This is a genomic window from Paenibacillus durus, assembly GCF_000756615.1.
Classification (GTDB): Bacteria; Bacillota; Bacilli; order Paenibacillales; family Paenibacillaceae; genus Paenibacillus_AQ; species Paenibacillus_AQ durus.
The window spans coordinates 3,921,279-3,937,247 of the sequence record NZ_CP009288.1 but is presented as its reverse complement, the minus strand read 5'-3'; the positions used below and the strand labels follow the sequence as shown (position 1 = coordinate 3,937,247).

Annotated in this window: 16 protein-coding genes; all 16 read left to right on the top strand. The window is 54.5% G+C overall.

The window, feature by feature from the left end; translation table 11 throughout:
- The first annotated feature begins 1 nt into the window (after window position 1).
- The 16 genes from PDUR_RS16825 (at window position 2) to PDUR_RS16755 (ending at window position 15,445) form a co-directional block, all read left to right on the top strand.
- Complete coding sequence (locus PDUR_RS16825; RefSeq protein ID WP_042207316.1) at window positions 2–859, top strand: menaquinone biosynthetic enzyme MqnA/MqnD family protein; 858 nt, start codon at window positions 2–4, stop codon at window positions 857–859.
- Entirely contained in the window at window positions 856–1,824 is a 969-nt protein-coding gene (locus PDUR_RS16820) for a polyprenyl synthetase family protein (protein WP_042207315.1), read from the top strand. The genes PDUR_RS16825 and PDUR_RS16820 overlap by 4 nt, the downstream gene beginning before the upstream one ends.
- 102 nt (window positions 1,825–1,926) lie before the next feature.
- A complete protein-coding gene (gene ndk / locus PDUR_RS16815) occupies window positions 1,927–2,370 on the top strand; it encodes a nucleoside-diphosphate kinase (protein WP_042207313.1) in 444 nt (147 codons plus the stop codon).
- Between the two features lie 32 nt (window positions 2,371–2,402).
- Window positions 2,403–3,200 carry a CheR family methyltransferase gene (locus tag PDUR_RS16810; protein ID WP_042209439.1) on the top strand — a complete coding sequence of 266 codons (798 nt, stop codon included), beginning with the start codon at window positions 2,403–2,405 and terminating at the stop codon, window positions 3,198–3,200.
- Between the two features lie 100 nt (window positions 3,201–3,300).
- The gene (locus PDUR_RS29195) at window positions 3,301–3,462 is read left to right on the top strand and encodes a hypothetical protein (RefSeq protein WP_169744917.1); all 162 of its coding nucleotides are present in this window, start codon (window positions 3,301–3,303) and stop codon (window positions 3,460–3,462) included.
- A gap of 215 nt (window positions 3,463–3,677) precedes the next feature.
- A complete protein-coding gene (gene aroC / locus PDUR_RS16805; protein WP_042207312.1) occupies window positions 3,678–4,847 on the top strand; it encodes a chorismate synthase in 1,170 nt (389 codons plus the stop codon).
- A 1-nt stretch (window position 4,848) separates the two neighbouring features.
- Complete coding sequence (aroB, locus tag PDUR_RS16800; RefSeq protein WP_042207311.1) at window positions 4,849–5,952, top strand: 3-dehydroquinate synthase; 1,104 nt, start codon at window positions 4,849–4,851, stop codon at window positions 5,950–5,952.
- On the top strand, window positions 5,946–6,317 hold the full coding sequence (gene aroH / locus PDUR_RS16795; RefSeq protein ID WP_042207310.1) for a chorismate mutase: 372 nt from the start codon (window positions 5,946–5,948) through the stop codon (window positions 6,315–6,317). The genes aroB and aroH overlap by 7 nt, the downstream gene beginning before the upstream one ends.
- A 576-nt stretch (window positions 6,318–6,893) precedes the next feature.
- Entirely contained in the window at window positions 6,894–8,447 is a 1,554-nt protein-coding gene (gene trpE / locus PDUR_RS16790; protein ID WP_042207308.1) for an anthranilate synthase component I, read from the top strand.
- Between the two features lie 66 nt (window positions 8,448–8,513).
- Window positions 8,514–9,563 carry an anthranilate phosphoribosyltransferase gene (gene trpD / locus PDUR_RS16785; RefSeq protein WP_042207307.1) on the top strand — a complete coding sequence of 350 codons (1,050 nt, stop codon included), beginning with the start codon at window positions 8,514–8,516 and terminating at the stop codon, window positions 9,561–9,563.
- The gene (gene trpC, locus PDUR_RS16780; RefSeq protein WP_042207306.1) at window positions 9,550–10,380 is read left to right on the top strand and encodes an indole-3-glycerol phosphate synthase TrpC; all 831 of its coding nucleotides are present in this window, start codon (window positions 9,550–9,552) and stop codon (window positions 10,378–10,380) included. The genes trpD and trpC overlap by 14 nt, the downstream gene beginning before the upstream one ends.
- On the top strand, window positions 10,373–11,047 hold the full coding sequence (locus tag PDUR_RS16775) for a phosphoribosylanthranilate isomerase (protein ID WP_042207305.1): 675 nt from the start codon (window positions 10,373–10,375) through the stop codon (window positions 11,045–11,047). The genes trpC and PDUR_RS16775 overlap by 8 nt, the downstream gene beginning before the upstream one ends.
- Window positions 11,044–12,243, top strand: coding sequence for a tryptophan synthase subunit beta (gene trpB / locus PDUR_RS16770; RefSeq protein ID WP_042207303.1), 1,200 nt, complete (start codon window positions 11,044–11,046; stop codon window positions 12,241–12,243). Before PDUR_RS16775 ends, trpB begins: the two co-directional genes overlap by 4 nt.
- Window positions 12,240–13,061 (top strand): tryptophan synthase subunit alpha, encoded by an 822-nt coding sequence (trpA, locus tag PDUR_RS16765; protein WP_042207302.1) that lies wholly within the window; start codon window positions 12,240–12,242, stop codon window positions 13,059–13,061. The genes trpB and trpA overlap by 4 nt, the downstream gene beginning before the upstream one ends.
- A gap of 146 nt (window positions 13,062–13,207) precedes the next feature.
- Complete coding sequence (gene hisC, locus PDUR_RS16760; RefSeq protein ID WP_042207301.1) at window positions 13,208–14,305, top strand: histidinol-phosphate transaminase; 1,098 nt, start codon at window positions 13,208–13,210, stop codon at window positions 14,303–14,305.
- A 45-nt stretch (window positions 14,306–14,350) separates the two neighbouring features.
- The gene (locus PDUR_RS16755) at window positions 14,351–15,445 is read left to right on the top strand and encodes a prephenate dehydrogenase (RefSeq protein ID WP_042207300.1); all 1,095 of its coding nucleotides are present in this window, start codon (window positions 14,351–14,353) and stop codon (window positions 15,443–15,445) included.
- The last annotated feature ends 524 nt before the right edge of the window (window positions 15,446–15,969 follow it).

Sequence of the window (15,969 nt, the reverse complement as noted above, 5' to 3'; positions counted from 1 at the left end):
GATGAGGAGCGGTCCTGCCGTAATCGGCAAAATCAGCTATACCAATTCATGGCCCGTTTTTTTTAACTTTGATCCCTCTGCTCTTTCTTTTCCGGCCCGGATGGTTAGCGAGGTGCCTTCCGTACTGAATCGCGGCATGGCCCGCGGTGATATTGATGTTGGGGCGCTGTCTTCTTTTGCATTTGCTGAAGCGAGCGACAGGCTGCTGCTGCTGCCGGGCCTGTCCGTCAGCTCGGACGGTCCCGTGAGGTCGATTCTTTTGTTCTCGAAGGGAACGGTGGAAGAAGCGGCGAAGGGAACGGTCGCCGTGACGAACACGTCGGCTACGTCGGTGAATCTGCTGAAAATTTTGCTGGAGAAGGCTGTGGGCGGAAATCCGCAATACATAAGCGCTGAGCCGAATCTGGAGAAAATGATGGAACAGGCGGATGCCTGTCTGCTGATTGGCGATCATGCAATCCGGGCAATGTGGCAGAATAAACAGTATAGAGTTACCGATCTGGGCGAAATGTGGAAACGGTGGACGGGACTTGGGATGACTTTTGCGGTATGGGCTGTAAGCCGGAAATCGGCGCTGGAAATACCGGAGGCGGTCGCTGAGATCTGCCAAGCCTTAATCGAGAGCAAGCGGCGGGGACTGCGGAATCTGGCGCCGATTGTCTCGGAGGCCTGCAATCGAATCGGCGGCGATGCCGGATACTGGTCTGGTTATTTCCAGAATTTGTGTTATGATTTTGGAGAAAGGCAGCAGGGAGGTTTGGATCTCTATTTCCGTTATGCCAATGAAATGGGGCTGCTGCCGCAGAAGGTGAAAATGGAGTTTTGGAGCGACAATCTGCTGACACGGGTGAAGGAATGAAACGACTGCAAATGTTCGGCCTGCTAAATAAGGATATGGAAATTCTGGAAAAGGAACTGTACCGAAGCGTACAGGGCGATGATCCCCTGCTCACGGAAACGTCGCTCCACCTGCTGAAGGCCGGCGGCAAGCGGCTGCGTCCGGTATTTGTGCTCATGGGCGGTAAATTCGGCACATACGACCTCGACAAGCTGAAGCGGATTGCCGTTCCCCTGGAGCTGATTCACAGCGCTTCCCTTGTCCACGACGATGTCATCGACGATGCGGATACGCGGCGCGGCGAGCCAACCGTTAAGGCCAAATGGGACGACAAAATCGCAATGTACACGGGCGATTATATCTATGCCAAGGCGCTGGCCATAACGGCGGAGCTGCCGAACCCGCGCATCCATCAGATTCTGTCCAAGGCGATGGTGGAGATGACGATTGGCGAGATGGAGCAGATCCGCGATTTCTTCAACAGCGGACAGAGTGTACGCCATTATTTGCGGCGTATCCGGCGCAAAACCGCCTTGCTCATTGCCATCAGCTGCCAGCTTGGGGCGCTGGCAGCGGACGCTGAGCTGGAGAAGGCCGGGCTGCTCTACAAGTATGGATATAATGTAGGGATGGCTTTCCAAATCCGCGACGATCTGCTTGATCTGAGAGGAACGGAGAAGCAGATTGGCAAACCGCCGGGCAGCGATATGCGGCAGGGGAATATTACTCTGCCGGTCATCTACACCCTGGAGGACGACCGTCTGCGCGGCGCCCTTCTGGATGAACTGGAGCAGATCCGCGAAGGCCGGGCGGGAGCTGGCCGCGCCATTGACATCATTCTATCCGGGGACGGCATTTCCCGAGCGGAGGAATTGGCCTCGCGTTACATCGACAAGGCGCTGGCCGCGCTGGATAAGCTGCCGAACAACCGCACAAAGGGCAATTTGCGCGACATTGCCTATTTTGTAACCGGCAGGGCATACTGATAATGCTGCGTGGTCCGATTTAACAATTTAACAGACAGCGGCGATTTTGGTAAGATAGCTTAACAGACCATCATCTATAAGGGAGAATGGAGAGTGAACCCTATGGAAAGAACGTATTTGATGATCAAACCTGACGGTGTGCAGCGCGGTCTGATTGGCCGCATTGTAGCCCGTTTCGAGGACAAAGGTTTTAAGCTGGTCGCCGCCAAGCTCATCACGGTAACGGAGGAGCAGGCCAAGATTCATTATGCGGAGCATGAAGGCAAAGATTTTTTCCCGGAGCTCATCTCGTTTATCACATCCGGCCCCGTTTTTGCAATGATCTGGGAAGGCGACGACGTGATCGCTCTGTCCAGACTGCTGATCGGGAAGACGAAGGTGGGCGAAGCGCTTCCTGGGACCATCCGCGGGGATTTCGCCAGCCATACCCCTCTCAATCTTATTCACGGTTCCGACTCTCCCGAGAGCGCAGCAAGAGAAATCGCCAACTTTTTTGCTCCCGAGGAACTGAACAAGTATAACAAAGATATTGAGGCCTGGATCTGATCCGGGCATAAAGACAGGGGTAGATGAAAATGATGCCTGAACGTGAAGCGGCGGCAGTGGATCCCGATTACACGGGGTTTATTCAAAATGTCAATAAAAGTACGGGCATCGATCTGTCACAGTATAAGGAAGCCCAGATGAAACGGCGTCTAACGACACTTCGCACGAAGAACGGATACCATACTTTCACCGACTTTTTTGCGGCGATGATGGCAGACAAGGGTCTGTTTTATGAGTTCCTGGACCGGATGACGATTAATGTTTCTGAATTTTGGCGCAATCCGAACCGCTGGGAAGTGCTGCGCGATATTATTTTGCCTGAACTCCAGGGAAGCGGCAAGGGGCTGAAACTGTGGAGCGCGGCTTGTTCCACCGGAGAAGAGCCTTACACACTCGCCATGATTCTATCCGATAAAAAAATTCTGCGCGAGACCAGCATTCTGGCGACCGATATCGATGAAGGCGCATTGGCCAAGGCCAATAAGGGAATATATCTTGAGCGTTCGCTGAAGGATGTACCGAAGGACGTGGCCGCACGGTATTTCTCGCCTGAAGGGCTGATGTATAAGGTCAGTGATGAATTGAAGAAAAATATTAACTTCCACAAGCAGAATCTGCTGCTGGACAAATTCGATACCGGGTTCGATCTTATCGTTTGCCGGAACGTAATGATCTATTTCACGGAGGAAGCCAAGGATAAGCTGTACCGCAAGTTCTCGGCCAGTCTCCGTCCCGGCGGCTATTTGTTCGTTGGAAGCACGGAGCAGATTTTTACACCTTCCAAATACGGGTTCGAATCTACGGAAACTTTCTTTTACCGGAAAAAATAAGACGCTTCTCTATTGTTGTCCTGTACTTAGGTATACTTTCGGCTGCATGCAGAGATACTGAATGATAGAATCAGTATGCCAAGCGAAAGGTCGTCTATAAATGGATAAAAGCAAGGTAATCGACGCATACCGCCGGGGGTTCATTACGGTAAAGGAATGCGGACAAATTCTCGGTGTGGAGGATGTGCAGCTTCAGCTCCTGCTTCGGCAGGAACTGAGCAAAATGTCCTGCATGCGGGAGAGCCGGCGTGTCGGCGGCTAAAGTCCCGTTTCATTGCAGTCGGCGAAGGCGCCGCCCGCTCCTATAAAATGGAGCCCGGGCGGCGCTTTTTTGCTATGTGCAGACCAGGACCTCACTTTGTGCCGCTATCTTGATGTGACTTTCTTGTCAAAAGTGATTTCCCTATACTATAATGAGCAAAGGTCATAACGGATTTTAGCAGTTTACAGTTTGAAAGCGCGAAGGGGGAACGCAGCATGAGTTTACGTTATTTAACTGCCGGGGAGACACACGGTCCCCAGCTTACGGCGATTATAGAGGGTATGCCCAGCAATCTTACGCTGGATTTTGAACAGCTTAATTTTCAATTGCAGCGGCGTCAAAAAGGATACGGCCGCGGTCGCCGCATGCAAATTGAGAAAGATACCGCCCAGATTGTCGGAGGAGTACGTCACGGAGTCACGACCGGAGCTCCAATTGCGCTGGTTGTAGAGAATAAAGACTGGACTCACTGGAAGAATATCATGAATGTTGAGCCGATTTCGGGCGCAGACGAGGATAAGCGGCGGGTGAACCGTCCACGTCCCGGGCATGCGGACCTGAACGGAGGACTTAAATACAATCTAACGGATTTGCGCAATGTCCTGGAGCGTTCCAGCGCCAGGGAGACGGCGGCGCGGGTGGCCTGCGGCGCGGTGGCGCGTCAACTTCTCGAAGCATTCGGAGTGAAGATTGCCGGACAGGTCATCCGTATCGGTGAAATCGAAGCTCCTGCGAATGACTTGCCCATTGACGAACTAATTGCCCGCACGGAAGAATCCTCGGTCAGAGTAGTGGACAAGGAAACCGAGAAGAAAATGGAAGCCTACATAGACCAGATCAAGGAAGAAGGCGACTCCATCGGCGGAATCGTGGAATGTATCGTCGAAGGGCTTCCGGTTGGCCTTGGAACCTATGTGCAGTATGACCGCAAGCTGGACGGAGCCATCGGCGGAGCGGTTATGTCCATCAACGCTTTCAAAGGCGTGGAGATCGGGATTGGCTTTGAAGCGGGCAAGCTGCGAGGCTCGAAGGTCCATGACGAGATTATGTACGATCCCGCACGCGGATACCACCGGGCCAGCAACCGGCTTGGCGGATTTGAAGGCGGAATAACGAACGGCATGCCGGTTGTGGTTCGCGGTGTGATGAAGCCGATTCCGACGCTCTACAAGCCTTTGCAGAGCGTGGATATCGATACCAAGGAGCCGTTTACCGCACAGGTGGAGCGCTCCGATGCCTGCGCGGTGCCCGCAGCATGCGTCGTAATGGAGAATGTGGTTGCCTGGGAAATTGCCAAGGCGTTCCTGGATAAGTTCGGCGGCGATTCCTTGGAAGAAATTAGAGCCAATTATAATAACTATCTCGCCCAACTGGAGAGCTACTGATATGCGGCGGATTCAAGTAGATTTGGGTAATCGTTCCTATCCGATCGTGATCGGCAGCGGAATACTGGAGGGCATTGCCGGACTGTGCGCGGAAGCCGGATTTCCGGTGCGCAGCCCGCTGCTGATCGTCAGCGACAGCGCAGTAGCTCCTTTATATCTGGCTAATCTGGAATCACGGCTAAAGGCCGGGGGCTATACGGTGGTCAGCCATGTCATTCCGTCGGGAGAAGCTTCAAAGTCCCTGACTGTGTACGAGGAAGTGATGACGACGGCGATCTCTGCCGGGCTAGACCGCAGCTCTGCCGTTCTGGCGCTCGGAGGCGGGGTTGTCGGCGATTTAGCGGGCTTCGTGGCCGCCACTTATATGCGCGGCATCGGCTTCTTGCAGATTCCGACGACGATACTGGCGCATGACAGCAGCGTCGGCGGCAAGGTGGCGGTGAACCACCCGCTAGCGAAGAATATGATCGGCGCCTTCTATCAGCCGAAAATGGTCGTGTACGACCTGAACACGCTGAAGTCGCTTCCTCCTCGCCAGGTGCGATCCGGTCTGGCCGAAGTTATCAAGCACGGTCTTATCCTGGATCGCGATTTCGCCTACTGGTGCCGGGACCATGCAGCCGAACTGCTCGATCTGGAGCCGGAGGCGCTGGGCTATGCGCTGGAGCGCGGCTGCGCGATCAAGGCGGACGTCGTAGGCGAGGATGAAAGGGAGCATGGGCTGCGGGCCATCCTGAACCTGGGTCATACGATTGGACATGCCGTAGAAGCAGTGGGCGGTTATGGAACCTTCCTGCACGGGGAGGCCATCTCCATCGGAATGGCGGGCTCGGCGCTTCTGGCCGCCAAGCTGGGGCGTTCCCGTTCTCTCTACGAAGAGACGGTTTCCATGCTCAGCGCGCTGGAGCTTCCAACCAGATTGCCGGCCGAATACGGCGAGGAAGACATCATCGAAGCGATGATGCATGACAAGAAATTCAAGGAAGGCCGGATAACGTTCATCGTTCCCGACGAAATTGGAGCCGTCAGCATTGTTGACGGTATCGAGGAGTCTGCGGTACGCGAGGTTATCAGGCAGCTTAAAGAGGAGGGAAGCCCATGGTAAACCGTGGAATTCGCGGAGCGACAACCGTAACTCGCAACGACGAAACGGAAATTCTGCGGGAAACCGTCCTGCTGCTGCGGGAAATGGTTGAACGCAATGACATTATTGCCGAAGATATTTGCAGTGTGTGGATCACGATGACGACCGATCTGGATGCAACTTTTCCGGCGCGGGCTATTCGGGAAATCGAGGGCTGGGAGCTGGTGCCTCTTATGTGCTCGACTGAAATTCCGGTTAAGGGCAGCCTGCCGAAATGCATTCGCCTGATGGTGCAGGTCAACACGGATAAGAGTCAGAGTGAAATCCGCCATGTATACCTGAACGAGGCGCAGAAGCTTCGTCCCGATCTATCCGAAAGCAAATAGCGCGGCTTAACTAAAAGGTAAATGACAGTTTACCCGGTCCTTGCCAAGGGAACGCTTTTAACATCGATGCAAGTCTCCCTCATAATATAGTTGTCCAGGGGTTGTCAATAAGCGTTGGTATCATGTATAGTGTAAACAGACGAGTGAAGCAGAGCCAAGACTGAGATTAGATGAGCTGAGAAGAGCAGAGTGTAAGGGATTTTCAGGGTACATACAAGGCGCGAGATATGCAAGTACAGGGACTGCGGATTAGCAGGCTTACAAGTGCATGAATATCTGATGATGGATTGCCGCCCGTTTATGTAATTCCGAACTTTATCGCCCTTATATGTGGGTAGCGTCTTTTGGGGAAATCGTATTTGCGTTGTTCTGATGTGCGGAGTTTTCTTCATGAATGATCTGCCGTGGAGCCATTGCATTTTCCAGAAGCCGGAATCCCGCTCTTATATACGCTTGTTTAACATGACCTCTACTTCGGTGGAGGTTTTTCTGCATTTTGGGCCCCTGTTTTCGAAGCTAAAGACACGGGTGACGTATGATGTACCAACCCTTTCTAAGTCCAAGGAGGAACGACAAATGACCAGTCCTAATGTAGAACAAGTGGTGTCGCTCTCGCGGCAGTATAATCTGATTCCCGTAGTGAAGCGGCTGCTGGCCGATATGGAAACCCCGATCCGGATATTCCAGCGGTTCGCCGGCCGGAAGAATGCCTTTCTGCTGGAAAGCGTGGAGGGCGGCATCCAATGGGCCCGGTATTCGTTCATCGGCAGCGATCCGTTTCTGCTTATCTCCGGCAAAAAGGGTGCGATCAACGTGGAAATCGGCGGCGAGAAAAGAGGGCTGAAAGGCAAGCCGATCGAGGAACTGAAAGCCCTTCTGCGTTCATACCGCAGTCCCAAGCTTGCGGAGATGCCTCCGTTTACCGGCGGGGCAATCGGATTCTTCGGGTATGATCTGCTGCAGTATTACGAGAAGCTGCCGGCTCATGCCAGCGACGACTTAAAGATGGATGACATCCGCTTCATGTTCTGCGACCGGATTATCGTGTTCGACCATGTCAAACAGCAGATCCTGCTGGTCGGCAACCTGCATGTCAAGGACGGCGACACGGATTCCGATATCCGGGCGAATTACGAGAAGCTGAACAGCAAGCTGGATGAAATGGCGGAGGAGCTGTGCAAGGAAGCGCCGAAGGAAAACATGAACCGGCGGAGCATCCCGCAGGATATCGAGCTAGGAGACATTCACTCCAACCTGACGAAGGAACAGTTTATCGGTAATGTGGAGCAGGCCAAGGAATATATCCGGGCCGGCGATATTTTTCAGGTGGTGCTGTCTCAGCGGTTTCATATCAATACCGAGGTGTCTCCGCTCCATGTCTACCGGCTGCTGCGCACATTGAATCCATCCCCGTACATGTATTATCTCAAAATGGATGAAGAGATCATCGTCGGAACATCGCCGGAAGCACTGGTGAAGGTGGACGGTGACCGAGTCGAGACCCGCCCGATTGCCGGAACGAGACCCAGAGGAGAGACCGAGGCGCGGGACCGCGCACTGGCGGCTGAGCTGCTGGAGGATGAAAAAGAGAGAGCCGAGCACCTGATGCTCGTCGATCTTGGCCGCAACGATCTTGGCCGGGTGTCGAAGTTCGGAACCGTCAAATGCGATTCCTTCATGGAGATCGAGAAATACTCTCATGTCATGCATATGGTGTCGAATGTCTCGGGCACGCTTCGCGAGGATAAAGACTTCTTCGACGCTTTCCTTTCCTGTCTGCCGGCGGGCACCGTATCCGGAGCGCCGAAGCTGCGGGCGATGGAGATTATCGCTGAGCTGGAGCGTGAAGCAAGGGGAGCGTATGCGGGAGCAATCGGTTATCTTGGCTTCTCCGGAAATATGGATTCCTGCATTACGATTCGGACGATTATTTTCCGCAAAGGCCGGGCTTATGTTCAGGCAGGGGCGGGGATTGTATGGGATTCGGTGCCGGAGAAGGAGTATGAGGAGACCGTAAACAAGGCGAAGGGCATGCTCAAAGCGATCCGGATGGCAGAGACGATGTTCCCGGCAAAAGCGAAAGAGGGCGGCAGCATCAATCAGGATTATATGTACGAGTACACTCCTTGACGCAAAGAGCGCGGGAAGAGCTTGGAGCGGGCAATAATCTAATATAAGCGGGAGGAGAAAAAAAGGATGAACAGCAATGCCAATCTATTGATCCAGTCCGGAATCGCCGGATTGATCGAAGGCAAGAATTTAACCCGGGAGCAGGCGCGGGATATCATGGGCGGGATCATGGAAGGAGCAGCGACGCAGGCCCAAATCGGCTCCCTGCTTACCGCTCTGCGGATCAAGGGGGAAACAGTGGAGGAAATAACCGGCTTCGCAGAAGCGATGAAGGGCTACGGTACCGCGGTTGCGACAGAAAACTCGCGGCTGCTGGACACCTGCGGAACGGGCGGCTCGGGTATTCACAAGACCAATATCTCCACCACTTCCGCCATTATTGCCGCTGCCGCTTCGGTGCGTGTCGCCAAACATGGCAATCGTTCCGCTTCCGGCAGAACGGGCAGTGCCGATGTGCTGGAAGCACTCGGGGTTAACATTCATCTGGATGCGGAGCAGGCTGGGCGGTGTCTGGACGAGATCGGCATCTGCTTCCTCTTCGCGCAGCTTTACCATCCGTCCATGAAGCATGCGGCCGGCCCCCGCAAAGAGCTGGGCGTGAGGACGGTATTCAACGTGCTTGGCCCGCTGACGAACCCGGCCAGAGCGGACCGCCAGCTTCTAGGGGTATACGACAAGGAGAAGACGGAGACGCTCGCCACGGTCCTGAAGGAGCTGGGCCTGAAGCGCGCTCTCGTGGTCAGCAGTCACGAAGGTCTGGACGAGATCAGTATTTCGGGACCGACCGCTGTGGCTGAGCTGCGGGATGGCAAGGTTACGACCTATGATATCACCCCGGAAGAGCTGGGGCTTTCCCGCCATCCGCTTGAAGCCATTCTAGGCGGCGGCCCTGCAGAGAATTCGGCCATTATCCGCGCGGTGCTGGACGGCGCGAAGACACCGTACCGGGATATCGTGCTTGCCAATTCCGGTGCTTGCATCTATGTCGCCGGTCTCGCCGATACGCTTGCCGAAGGTGTACGGAAGGCGGCGGAAACGATTGATTCGGGCGCAGCGGCCCGCAAGCTGGAGCAGCTTATCGCCATAACGGAGGAGCTAAAACATGTATCTAGATAAAATCGTAGCCACAAAGATTAAAGAGGTTGAGCTGCTCGCCGAATCCTTCTCTCTTACCGAAGCGGAAGCGCAAATCGCCGGCCTGCCGGAGACGCGCGGCTTCCGCAAGGCGCTCACACTCGGACGGAAGCGTGATATGGGGCTGATCGCCGAGGTGAAGAAGGCATCCCCCTCCAAAGGACTGATCCGGGCGGATTTCGATCCGGTCCAGATTGCCAAGGCTTACGAGACTGGCGGAGCGGACTGCCTCTCCGTTCTCACCGACAGCCAGTATTTCCAGGGCAGCGGCGAATATTTGCGGCAAGTCCGCGAAGCGGTCGCTCTGCCGCTCCTGCGCAAGGATTTCATCATCGACGAGAAGCAAATCTATGAAGCCCGGCTGCTTGGTGCAGACGCCGTGCTGCTGATTGCGGCCATTCTGACGCCGGCGGCGCTCTCCTCACTCTCAGACACGGCTGCCGGACTCGGACTCGACGTACTGATTGAGGTCCATGACCGCAGCGAACTGGAGGCCGTGCTTGATACGGGCAGAGCGGAGCTTCCACATGTGCTGCTCGGCATCAATAACCGCAACCTGCACACGTTCGAAACCGCGCTGGCAACGACAGCTGAGCTTGCGGCGCTCGCTCCGAAGGGGGTTCCCCTAATCAGCGAAAGCGGAATTGCGGGGCCGGAGGATATTGCTTATCTGCAGACGACCGGGGCTGAAGGTGTGCTGGTCGGAGAATATTTTATGAGACAGCAGGATGTGGAGAAGGCGGTCGGTAAGCTGCTTGGCCCTGTTCTGCGAGGTAAGGACCAGGTGCGCAATGGCTGAGGCAAAAGTAAAAATCTGTGGACTTCAGGACGTTGAAGTGCTAAAATCTATGGTACACTTGCCGGTTGATTATATCGGCCTTGTCTTTGCTCCGAGCCGCAGGAAGGTGTCGCCGGAGCAGGCTTCGGGTCTGATATCCATCCTGGCTGATTGGAGAACGAGCCAGGCCCCTATTGCCGCCGGGGTATTTGTTGACCCGGACATGGATGAATTATATAAGATTCTTTCCGCCGCGCCGCTCGGCGTTATTCAGCTGCACGGGACCGAAAGTCCGGCATTTTGCCGTGAGGTCAAAGAAGCCTTTCCTGGCGTTCAGGTATGGAAGGCTCTATCTGTGGCGGCTCAAGGTGGCGAGGTGAACCATGAACTGGCGCTTGAAAGCTATGCCGGAACGATTGACGCCGTTCTGCTCGATACGTATGACTCCGCGCAGCGTGGCGGCTCCGGACGGACCTTCGCCTGGGAACAGATCCCGGATTACCACAAGCGGGCGAGGGCGATCGGTGTGTCGCTGTATGTGGCCGGGGGACTTTCCCCGGACAATGTCGGCGGTCTTCTGACGGCTTACGCGCCGGATGGAGTAGACGTATCAAGCGGTGTGGAAAGTGACGGTGTGAAAGATATAGCCAAAATCACAGCTTTTGTGGAAAGGGTGAAGCAATCATGATACAGGTGCCGGACCGGCATGGACGTTTCGGAGCTTTCGGGGGACGCTTCGTACCCGAAACCTTGATGAATGCATTGATAGAACTGGAGGAGGCTTATAACAAGTTCTCAGCCGATCCGAAGTTTCAGGAGCAGGTCGATTATTTGCTTAAGCAGTATTCCGGACGCGAGACACCGCTGTACTACGCCGAACGGCTCAGCGCGCAGCTGGGCGGAGCGAAAATATATCTGAAGCGTGAGGACCTGAACCATACCGGAGCCCATAAGATCAATAACGCGATCGGCCAGGCCATTCTCGCGAAGATGATGGGCAAGAAGAAGGTCATTGCCGAGACAGGGGCAGGCCAGCACGGCGTCGCAACCGCAACGGTCGCCGCGCTGCTGGGCATGGAATGCAAGGTATTCATGGGCGAGGAAGATACCCGCCGCCAGCAGCTTAACGTATTTCGGATGAAGCTGCTGGGCGCCGAGGTTATTCCCGTTACCTCCGGATCACGGACGCTTAAGGACGCCGGCAACGAGGCGCTGCGCTACTGGGTCAGCAACGTAAACGATACTTTCTATGTTCTCGGCTCTGCGGTCGGTCCGCATCCATACCCGATGATGGTCCGCAATTTCCAGCGGGTTATCGGAGATGAGACGCGGCGGCAAATTTTGGAAGCCGAAGGAAGATTACCGGATCTCTTGGTGGCCGCCGTTGGCGGCGGCAGCAATGCCATCGGAATGTTCTATCCTTTCCTTGAAGACGAGACCGTGGATATGGTCGGCGTTGAAGCCGCTGGCAAAGGGGTCGACACGCCTTATCACGCCGCAACGATGAGCAAAGGAAGCCACGGTGTGTTCCAGGGCTCGATGAGCTACCTGCTTCAGGATGAATACGGCCAGGTTATTGAGGCCCATTCCATCTCCGCAGGGCTCGATTATCCCGGAGTCGGACCGGAGCATTCCTATCTGAAAGATATTGAGCGCGTTAAATATGTCCCCATTACGGATCAGGAAGCGCTCGACGCTCTTAAGCTGCTGTGCGTGACCGAAGGCATTATTCCCGCCCTGGAATCGGCTCATGCCGTGGCACAGGTTACGAAGATTGCGCCGGCTCTCTCCAAGGACGATATCATTGTCATCTGTCTATCAGGCCGGGGCGACAAAGATGTGGAATCGATTATGGCTTATACGGAAGGAGCAGGGCTGAAATGACGACCGAAACGACGAACCGCATGGATGTGACATTCCGGCGGCTGAAGGAACAGGGACGGGCGGCGCTGATTCCGTTTCTGACCATAGGCGATCCGGATCTGGAGACGAGCCTGGCCATTATTGCCGAACTGGAAGCGGCTGGAGCGGACATTGTTGAGCTGGGCGTTCCTTACTCCGATCCTTTGGCGGACGGCCCTGTGATCCAGCGCGCATCATCGCGGGCGCTGCGAGGGAATATACACCTGCGGACCTGCATGGAAACGGCGCTGAAGGCTCGTGAAGCCGGAAGCAAGCTGCCGTTTATTCTCTTTACTTACTACAATCCCGTGCTGCAGATGGGACTCGATACGTTTTTTGCCGAATTGAACCATCATGAGATCAGCGGGTTGATCATTCCGGATTTGCCTGTTGAGGAGGCGGAAGAAATGCGCTCCCGCAGCCGTGACGCAGGCATTAACCTGGTTCCTCTTGTAGCGCCGACCTCCAGCGAGCGCATCGCGAAGATCGTATCCGGCGCGAACGGATTCGTATACTGCGTATCCTCTCTTGGAGTAACAGGGGAGCGTGCATCTTTCCATGAAGACGTGGACCGGTTCATTGAATCCGTCCGTCAGGCGACCGATCTTCCGGTGGCGGTCGGATTTGGCATCTCGACTCCAGAGCAGGTCGCCAGATTCGCCAAAATCTGCGATGGCGTAGTGGTCGGGAGCGCTATCGTACGCAAGATTGAGGAAGTAATTGTTCTTCTTGAAGATCCGGCGAAGCGCGCTGAAGGGCTGTTGCAAATCCGTGATTTTGTGGCACAATTAAGACCATAGTTTTATTGAAAATATAAGACTTTATAAGCTTCGCGCCTATCGTTTGGTCTTATATTTCTACGAGAAACGGATGCCCTCCTCCTGCGAGGACGGCGAAGCCGTTTCTTCTTGCACCGATAGATTATTACCGAGAGAGAGGATCGTTCATGAAGCCGAAACCCCATATCGTTGGCCTTCCGGTCTACAAGCCCGGCAAGCCTATAGAAGAAGTGAAGAAGGAGTATGGTCTTGAAGAGGTTATTAAGCTTGCCTCCAATGAGAATCCTTATGGCTCTTCACCAAGCGCAAAAGCTGCCATTCAGGCGGAACTGGACAATCTCAGCCTGTATCCCGACGGCTCCGCTGCCGAATTGACCGCTTCCCTCGCCGCCCATTTGGGCGTAAGCAGCGACAATATCATTTTCGGCTGCGGATCGGATGAGATTATTGCGCTTATCGCCCGCGCCTTCTTCCTGCCTGGCGACGAGACGATTATGGCCGACCAGACCTTCTCCGTCTACAAGAGCAACGCGGATATCGAAGGCGCGGTGAGCATCGAAGTGCCGCTGGTTCAAGGCACGCACGATTTGGATGGAATGCTCGCCCGAATTACCGGCAAGACCAAAGTAATCTGGGTATGCAACCCGAATAATCCAACGGGTACAATTGTATCCGGGCCGGCGCTGACCGCTTTCCTGGACGCTGTCCCGGACGGCGTGATGGTCGTGCTTGACGAAGCCTACTACGAGTATGTGACCGACCCGTCCTACTCCGACGGTATCAAGCTTCTGGATCGCTATCCGAACCTCGTCGTGCTGCGCACCTTCTCCAAGATATACGGGCTCGCGGCGCTGCGGATCGGATACGGGGTCGCCAGACCCGAAATTATTACGCTCATTAATCAGGTGCGCGAACCGTTCAACACTTCCCGTCTTGCGCAGGCTGCCGCGATTGCGGCTCTGGGAGACCAGGACTATGTGGAAGAATGCCGCCGCCTAAACAGCGCCGGACTGATTCAGCTTCAGGGTGAATTCAAACGTCTTGGGCTGGAATCCTTCCCGGCGCACGGGAACTTCATTATGGTTGATGTCCGTGTGTCTGCGTTTGACATTTTCGAATTGCTGCTCCGCAAAGGCGTTATCGTGAGAGCCGGACACCGCCTTTATCCTACCTACATCCGGGTTACCATCGGCTCGCAGGAGCAGAACCAGGTCTTTATCGAGGCATTGGAGGCCGCGCTCAAAGAGCAGGGAGTTCTGGTATAGCACGGACAGCGCAAGGAAATTACAGAAGGCGAGTTGTTTAAAGACATGACGACTAAGATTGCAATATTCGGCGTCGGGTTGATCGGCGGTTCCCTGGCTCTCTGCTTTAAGGGCAGAGAAGGGCTAAATGTGGTGGGACATGCCCATCGCCCGGAATCGGCTGCCAAATATGTAAGCAGAGGCGTAGTCGACAGCGCGACGCTGTCTTTTGAAGAGGCGGCGCTGGACGCGGATTTTATTTTTTTGTGCGTCCCGGTTGGGATGCTGGAAGATTATATGCTCAGGCTGAGCAAGCTGCCGCTTAAGAAGGGCTGCATTATTACGGATGTGGGCAGCACCAAAGCGAGCATTGCCGCCTGCGCGGCTTCGATTGACCTGCATGACGTCTATTTTATCGGCGGTCATCCGATGGCTGGCTCGGAACGCTCCGGTGTGGAGGCAGCTTCTTCGCTGCTCTTCGAGAATGCCTATTATGTGCTTACTCCGCCCCCGGATATCCCGGAAGAGGCATATGAGGCCCTTAAGACGCTGCTGGTACATACGAGAGCGCAGATCGTCCGGCTGGAGCCCCAGCGGCATGATGAGATTGTCGGAGCAATCAGCCATTTACCCCATATAATCGCCGTGGCGCTTGTGAATCAGGTTCACGGGTACGACTCTGCCGATTCGCTGTACAGCACGCTGGCTGCGGGAGGATTCCGTGATATTACACGGATTGCGTCGAGCGAGCCCGTTATTTGGCGGGATATTTTGCTGAATAACCGCTCGGTTATGCTGGAGCTGCTGAAGGACTGGAACGAAGAGATTTCTGCTTTCGTGCAATTGCTGGAGAACGAAGACGGAGAAGGGATCGAGAAAGCGTTCCAGGAAGCGGGCGGTTTCCGCAGCAAGCTCCCTGACCGGCGCAAGGGCATGATTACCCCGCTGTTCGATCTGCATATCGACGTTCCCGATCATCCCGGCATCATTGGACGAATCGCAACGGAACTGGGCGATCAGGGCATCAACCTGAGCAATGTGCAGATTATTGAAAGCCGGGAGGACGTTCCGGGTATTATGCGCCTGTCTTTCCGCCAGGAGAGCGATATGGAACGCGCCAAAGTGCTGCTGCAGCGGCATGACTACACAGTGTACGTATAACGTTTAAAGCAAGGCCGGGCCAGCGCCCGGCTTTTTTGAGTGAAATCAACCTGAAAAAGATGACGTCCTGCTTGCAACGGCTATCGAGAACCGATGCCGCAGATACAGGGCTCAGCTGTTAAGCCAGCGCTATATAGAAAAGGGCAAAAAAAGACCGCTTTCAGAAAGCGGCCACAGTTCACTGTATTGGAACTGAACAGTTTTGGATAGGAGTGGAGAGAAACCATACTGTACTTTTATTATATGTATCCGTTTACATTTTGTCAACGCTTTCAAGAAAAGTTTTTGTGTGGTATTCGTAATGCTTCACAACTGCCTGGATACAGCCGATAAATCTAGAATACAGAAGAAAGGCTGAATGGCCTCCCTGTCGAAGCGGAAGCTCGTAAAGGTAAATAAGGATTTGCGGCATAAGTCTATTAATGTCATTGGAAACCGAATTGTGGTACAATAGGAAAAGTATTTTTATAGAGTTACCAACTGTAACCAAATGTCCGAAATTCCGCAGTTTATCGTTGGCCTTA

Excerpts from the sequence above, each read along its gene's own strand:
- PDUR_RS16825 (WP_042207316.1), top strand. The coding sequence starts at position 2 with ATGAGGAGCGGTCCTGCCGTAATCGGCAAAATCAGCTATACCAATTCA.
- PDUR_RS16820 (WP_042207315.1), top strand. The coding sequence starts at position 856 with ATGAAACGACTGCAAATGTTCGGCCTGCTAAATAAGGATATGGAAATT.
- ndk (WP_042207313.1), top strand. The coding sequence starts at position 1,927 with ATGGAAAGAACGTATTTGATGATCAAACCTGACGGTGTGCAGCGCGGT.
- PDUR_RS16810 (WP_042209439.1), top strand. The coding sequence starts at position 2,403 with ATGCCTGAACGTGAAGCGGCGGCAGTGGATCCCGATTACACGGGGTTT.
- PDUR_RS29195 (WP_169744917.1), top strand. The coding sequence starts at position 3,301 with ATGGATAAAAGCAAGGTAATCGACGCATACCGCCGGGGGTTCATTACG.
- aroC (WP_042207312.1), top strand. The coding sequence starts at position 3,678 with ATGAGTTTACGTTATTTAACTGCCGGGGAGACACACGGTCCCCAGCTT.
- aroB (WP_042207311.1), top strand. The coding sequence starts at position 4,849 with ATGCGGCGGATTCAAGTAGATTTGGGTAATCGTTCCTATCCGATCGTG.
- aroH (WP_042207310.1), top strand. The coding sequence starts at position 5,946 with ATGGTAAACCGTGGAATTCGCGGAGCGACAACCGTAACTCGCAACGAC.
- trpE (WP_042207308.1), top strand. The coding sequence starts at position 6,894 with ATGACCAGTCCTAATGTAGAACAAGTGGTGTCGCTCTCGCGGCAGTAT.
- trpD (WP_042207307.1), top strand. The coding sequence starts at position 8,514 with ATGAACAGCAATGCCAATCTATTGATCCAGTCCGGAATCGCCGGATTG.
- trpC (WP_042207306.1), top strand. The coding sequence starts at position 9,550 with ATGTATCTAGATAAAATCGTAGCCACAAAGATTAAAGAGGTTGAGCTG.
- PDUR_RS16775 (WP_042207305.1), top strand. The coding sequence starts at position 10,373 with ATGGCTGAGGCAAAAGTAAAAATCTGTGGACTTCAGGACGTTGAAGTG.
- trpB (WP_042207303.1), top strand. The coding sequence starts at position 11,044 with ATGATACAGGTGCCGGACCGGCATGGACGTTTCGGAGCTTTCGGGGGA.
- trpA (WP_042207302.1), top strand. The coding sequence starts at position 12,240 with ATGACGACCGAAACGACGAACCGCATGGATGTGACATTCCGGCGGCTG.
- hisC (WP_042207301.1), top strand. The coding sequence starts at position 13,208 with ATGAAGCCGAAACCCCATATCGTTGGCCTTCCGGTCTACAAGCCCGGC.
- PDUR_RS16755 (WP_042207300.1), top strand. The coding sequence starts at position 14,351 with ATGACGACTAAGATTGCAATATTCGGCGTCGGGTTGATCGGCGGTTCC.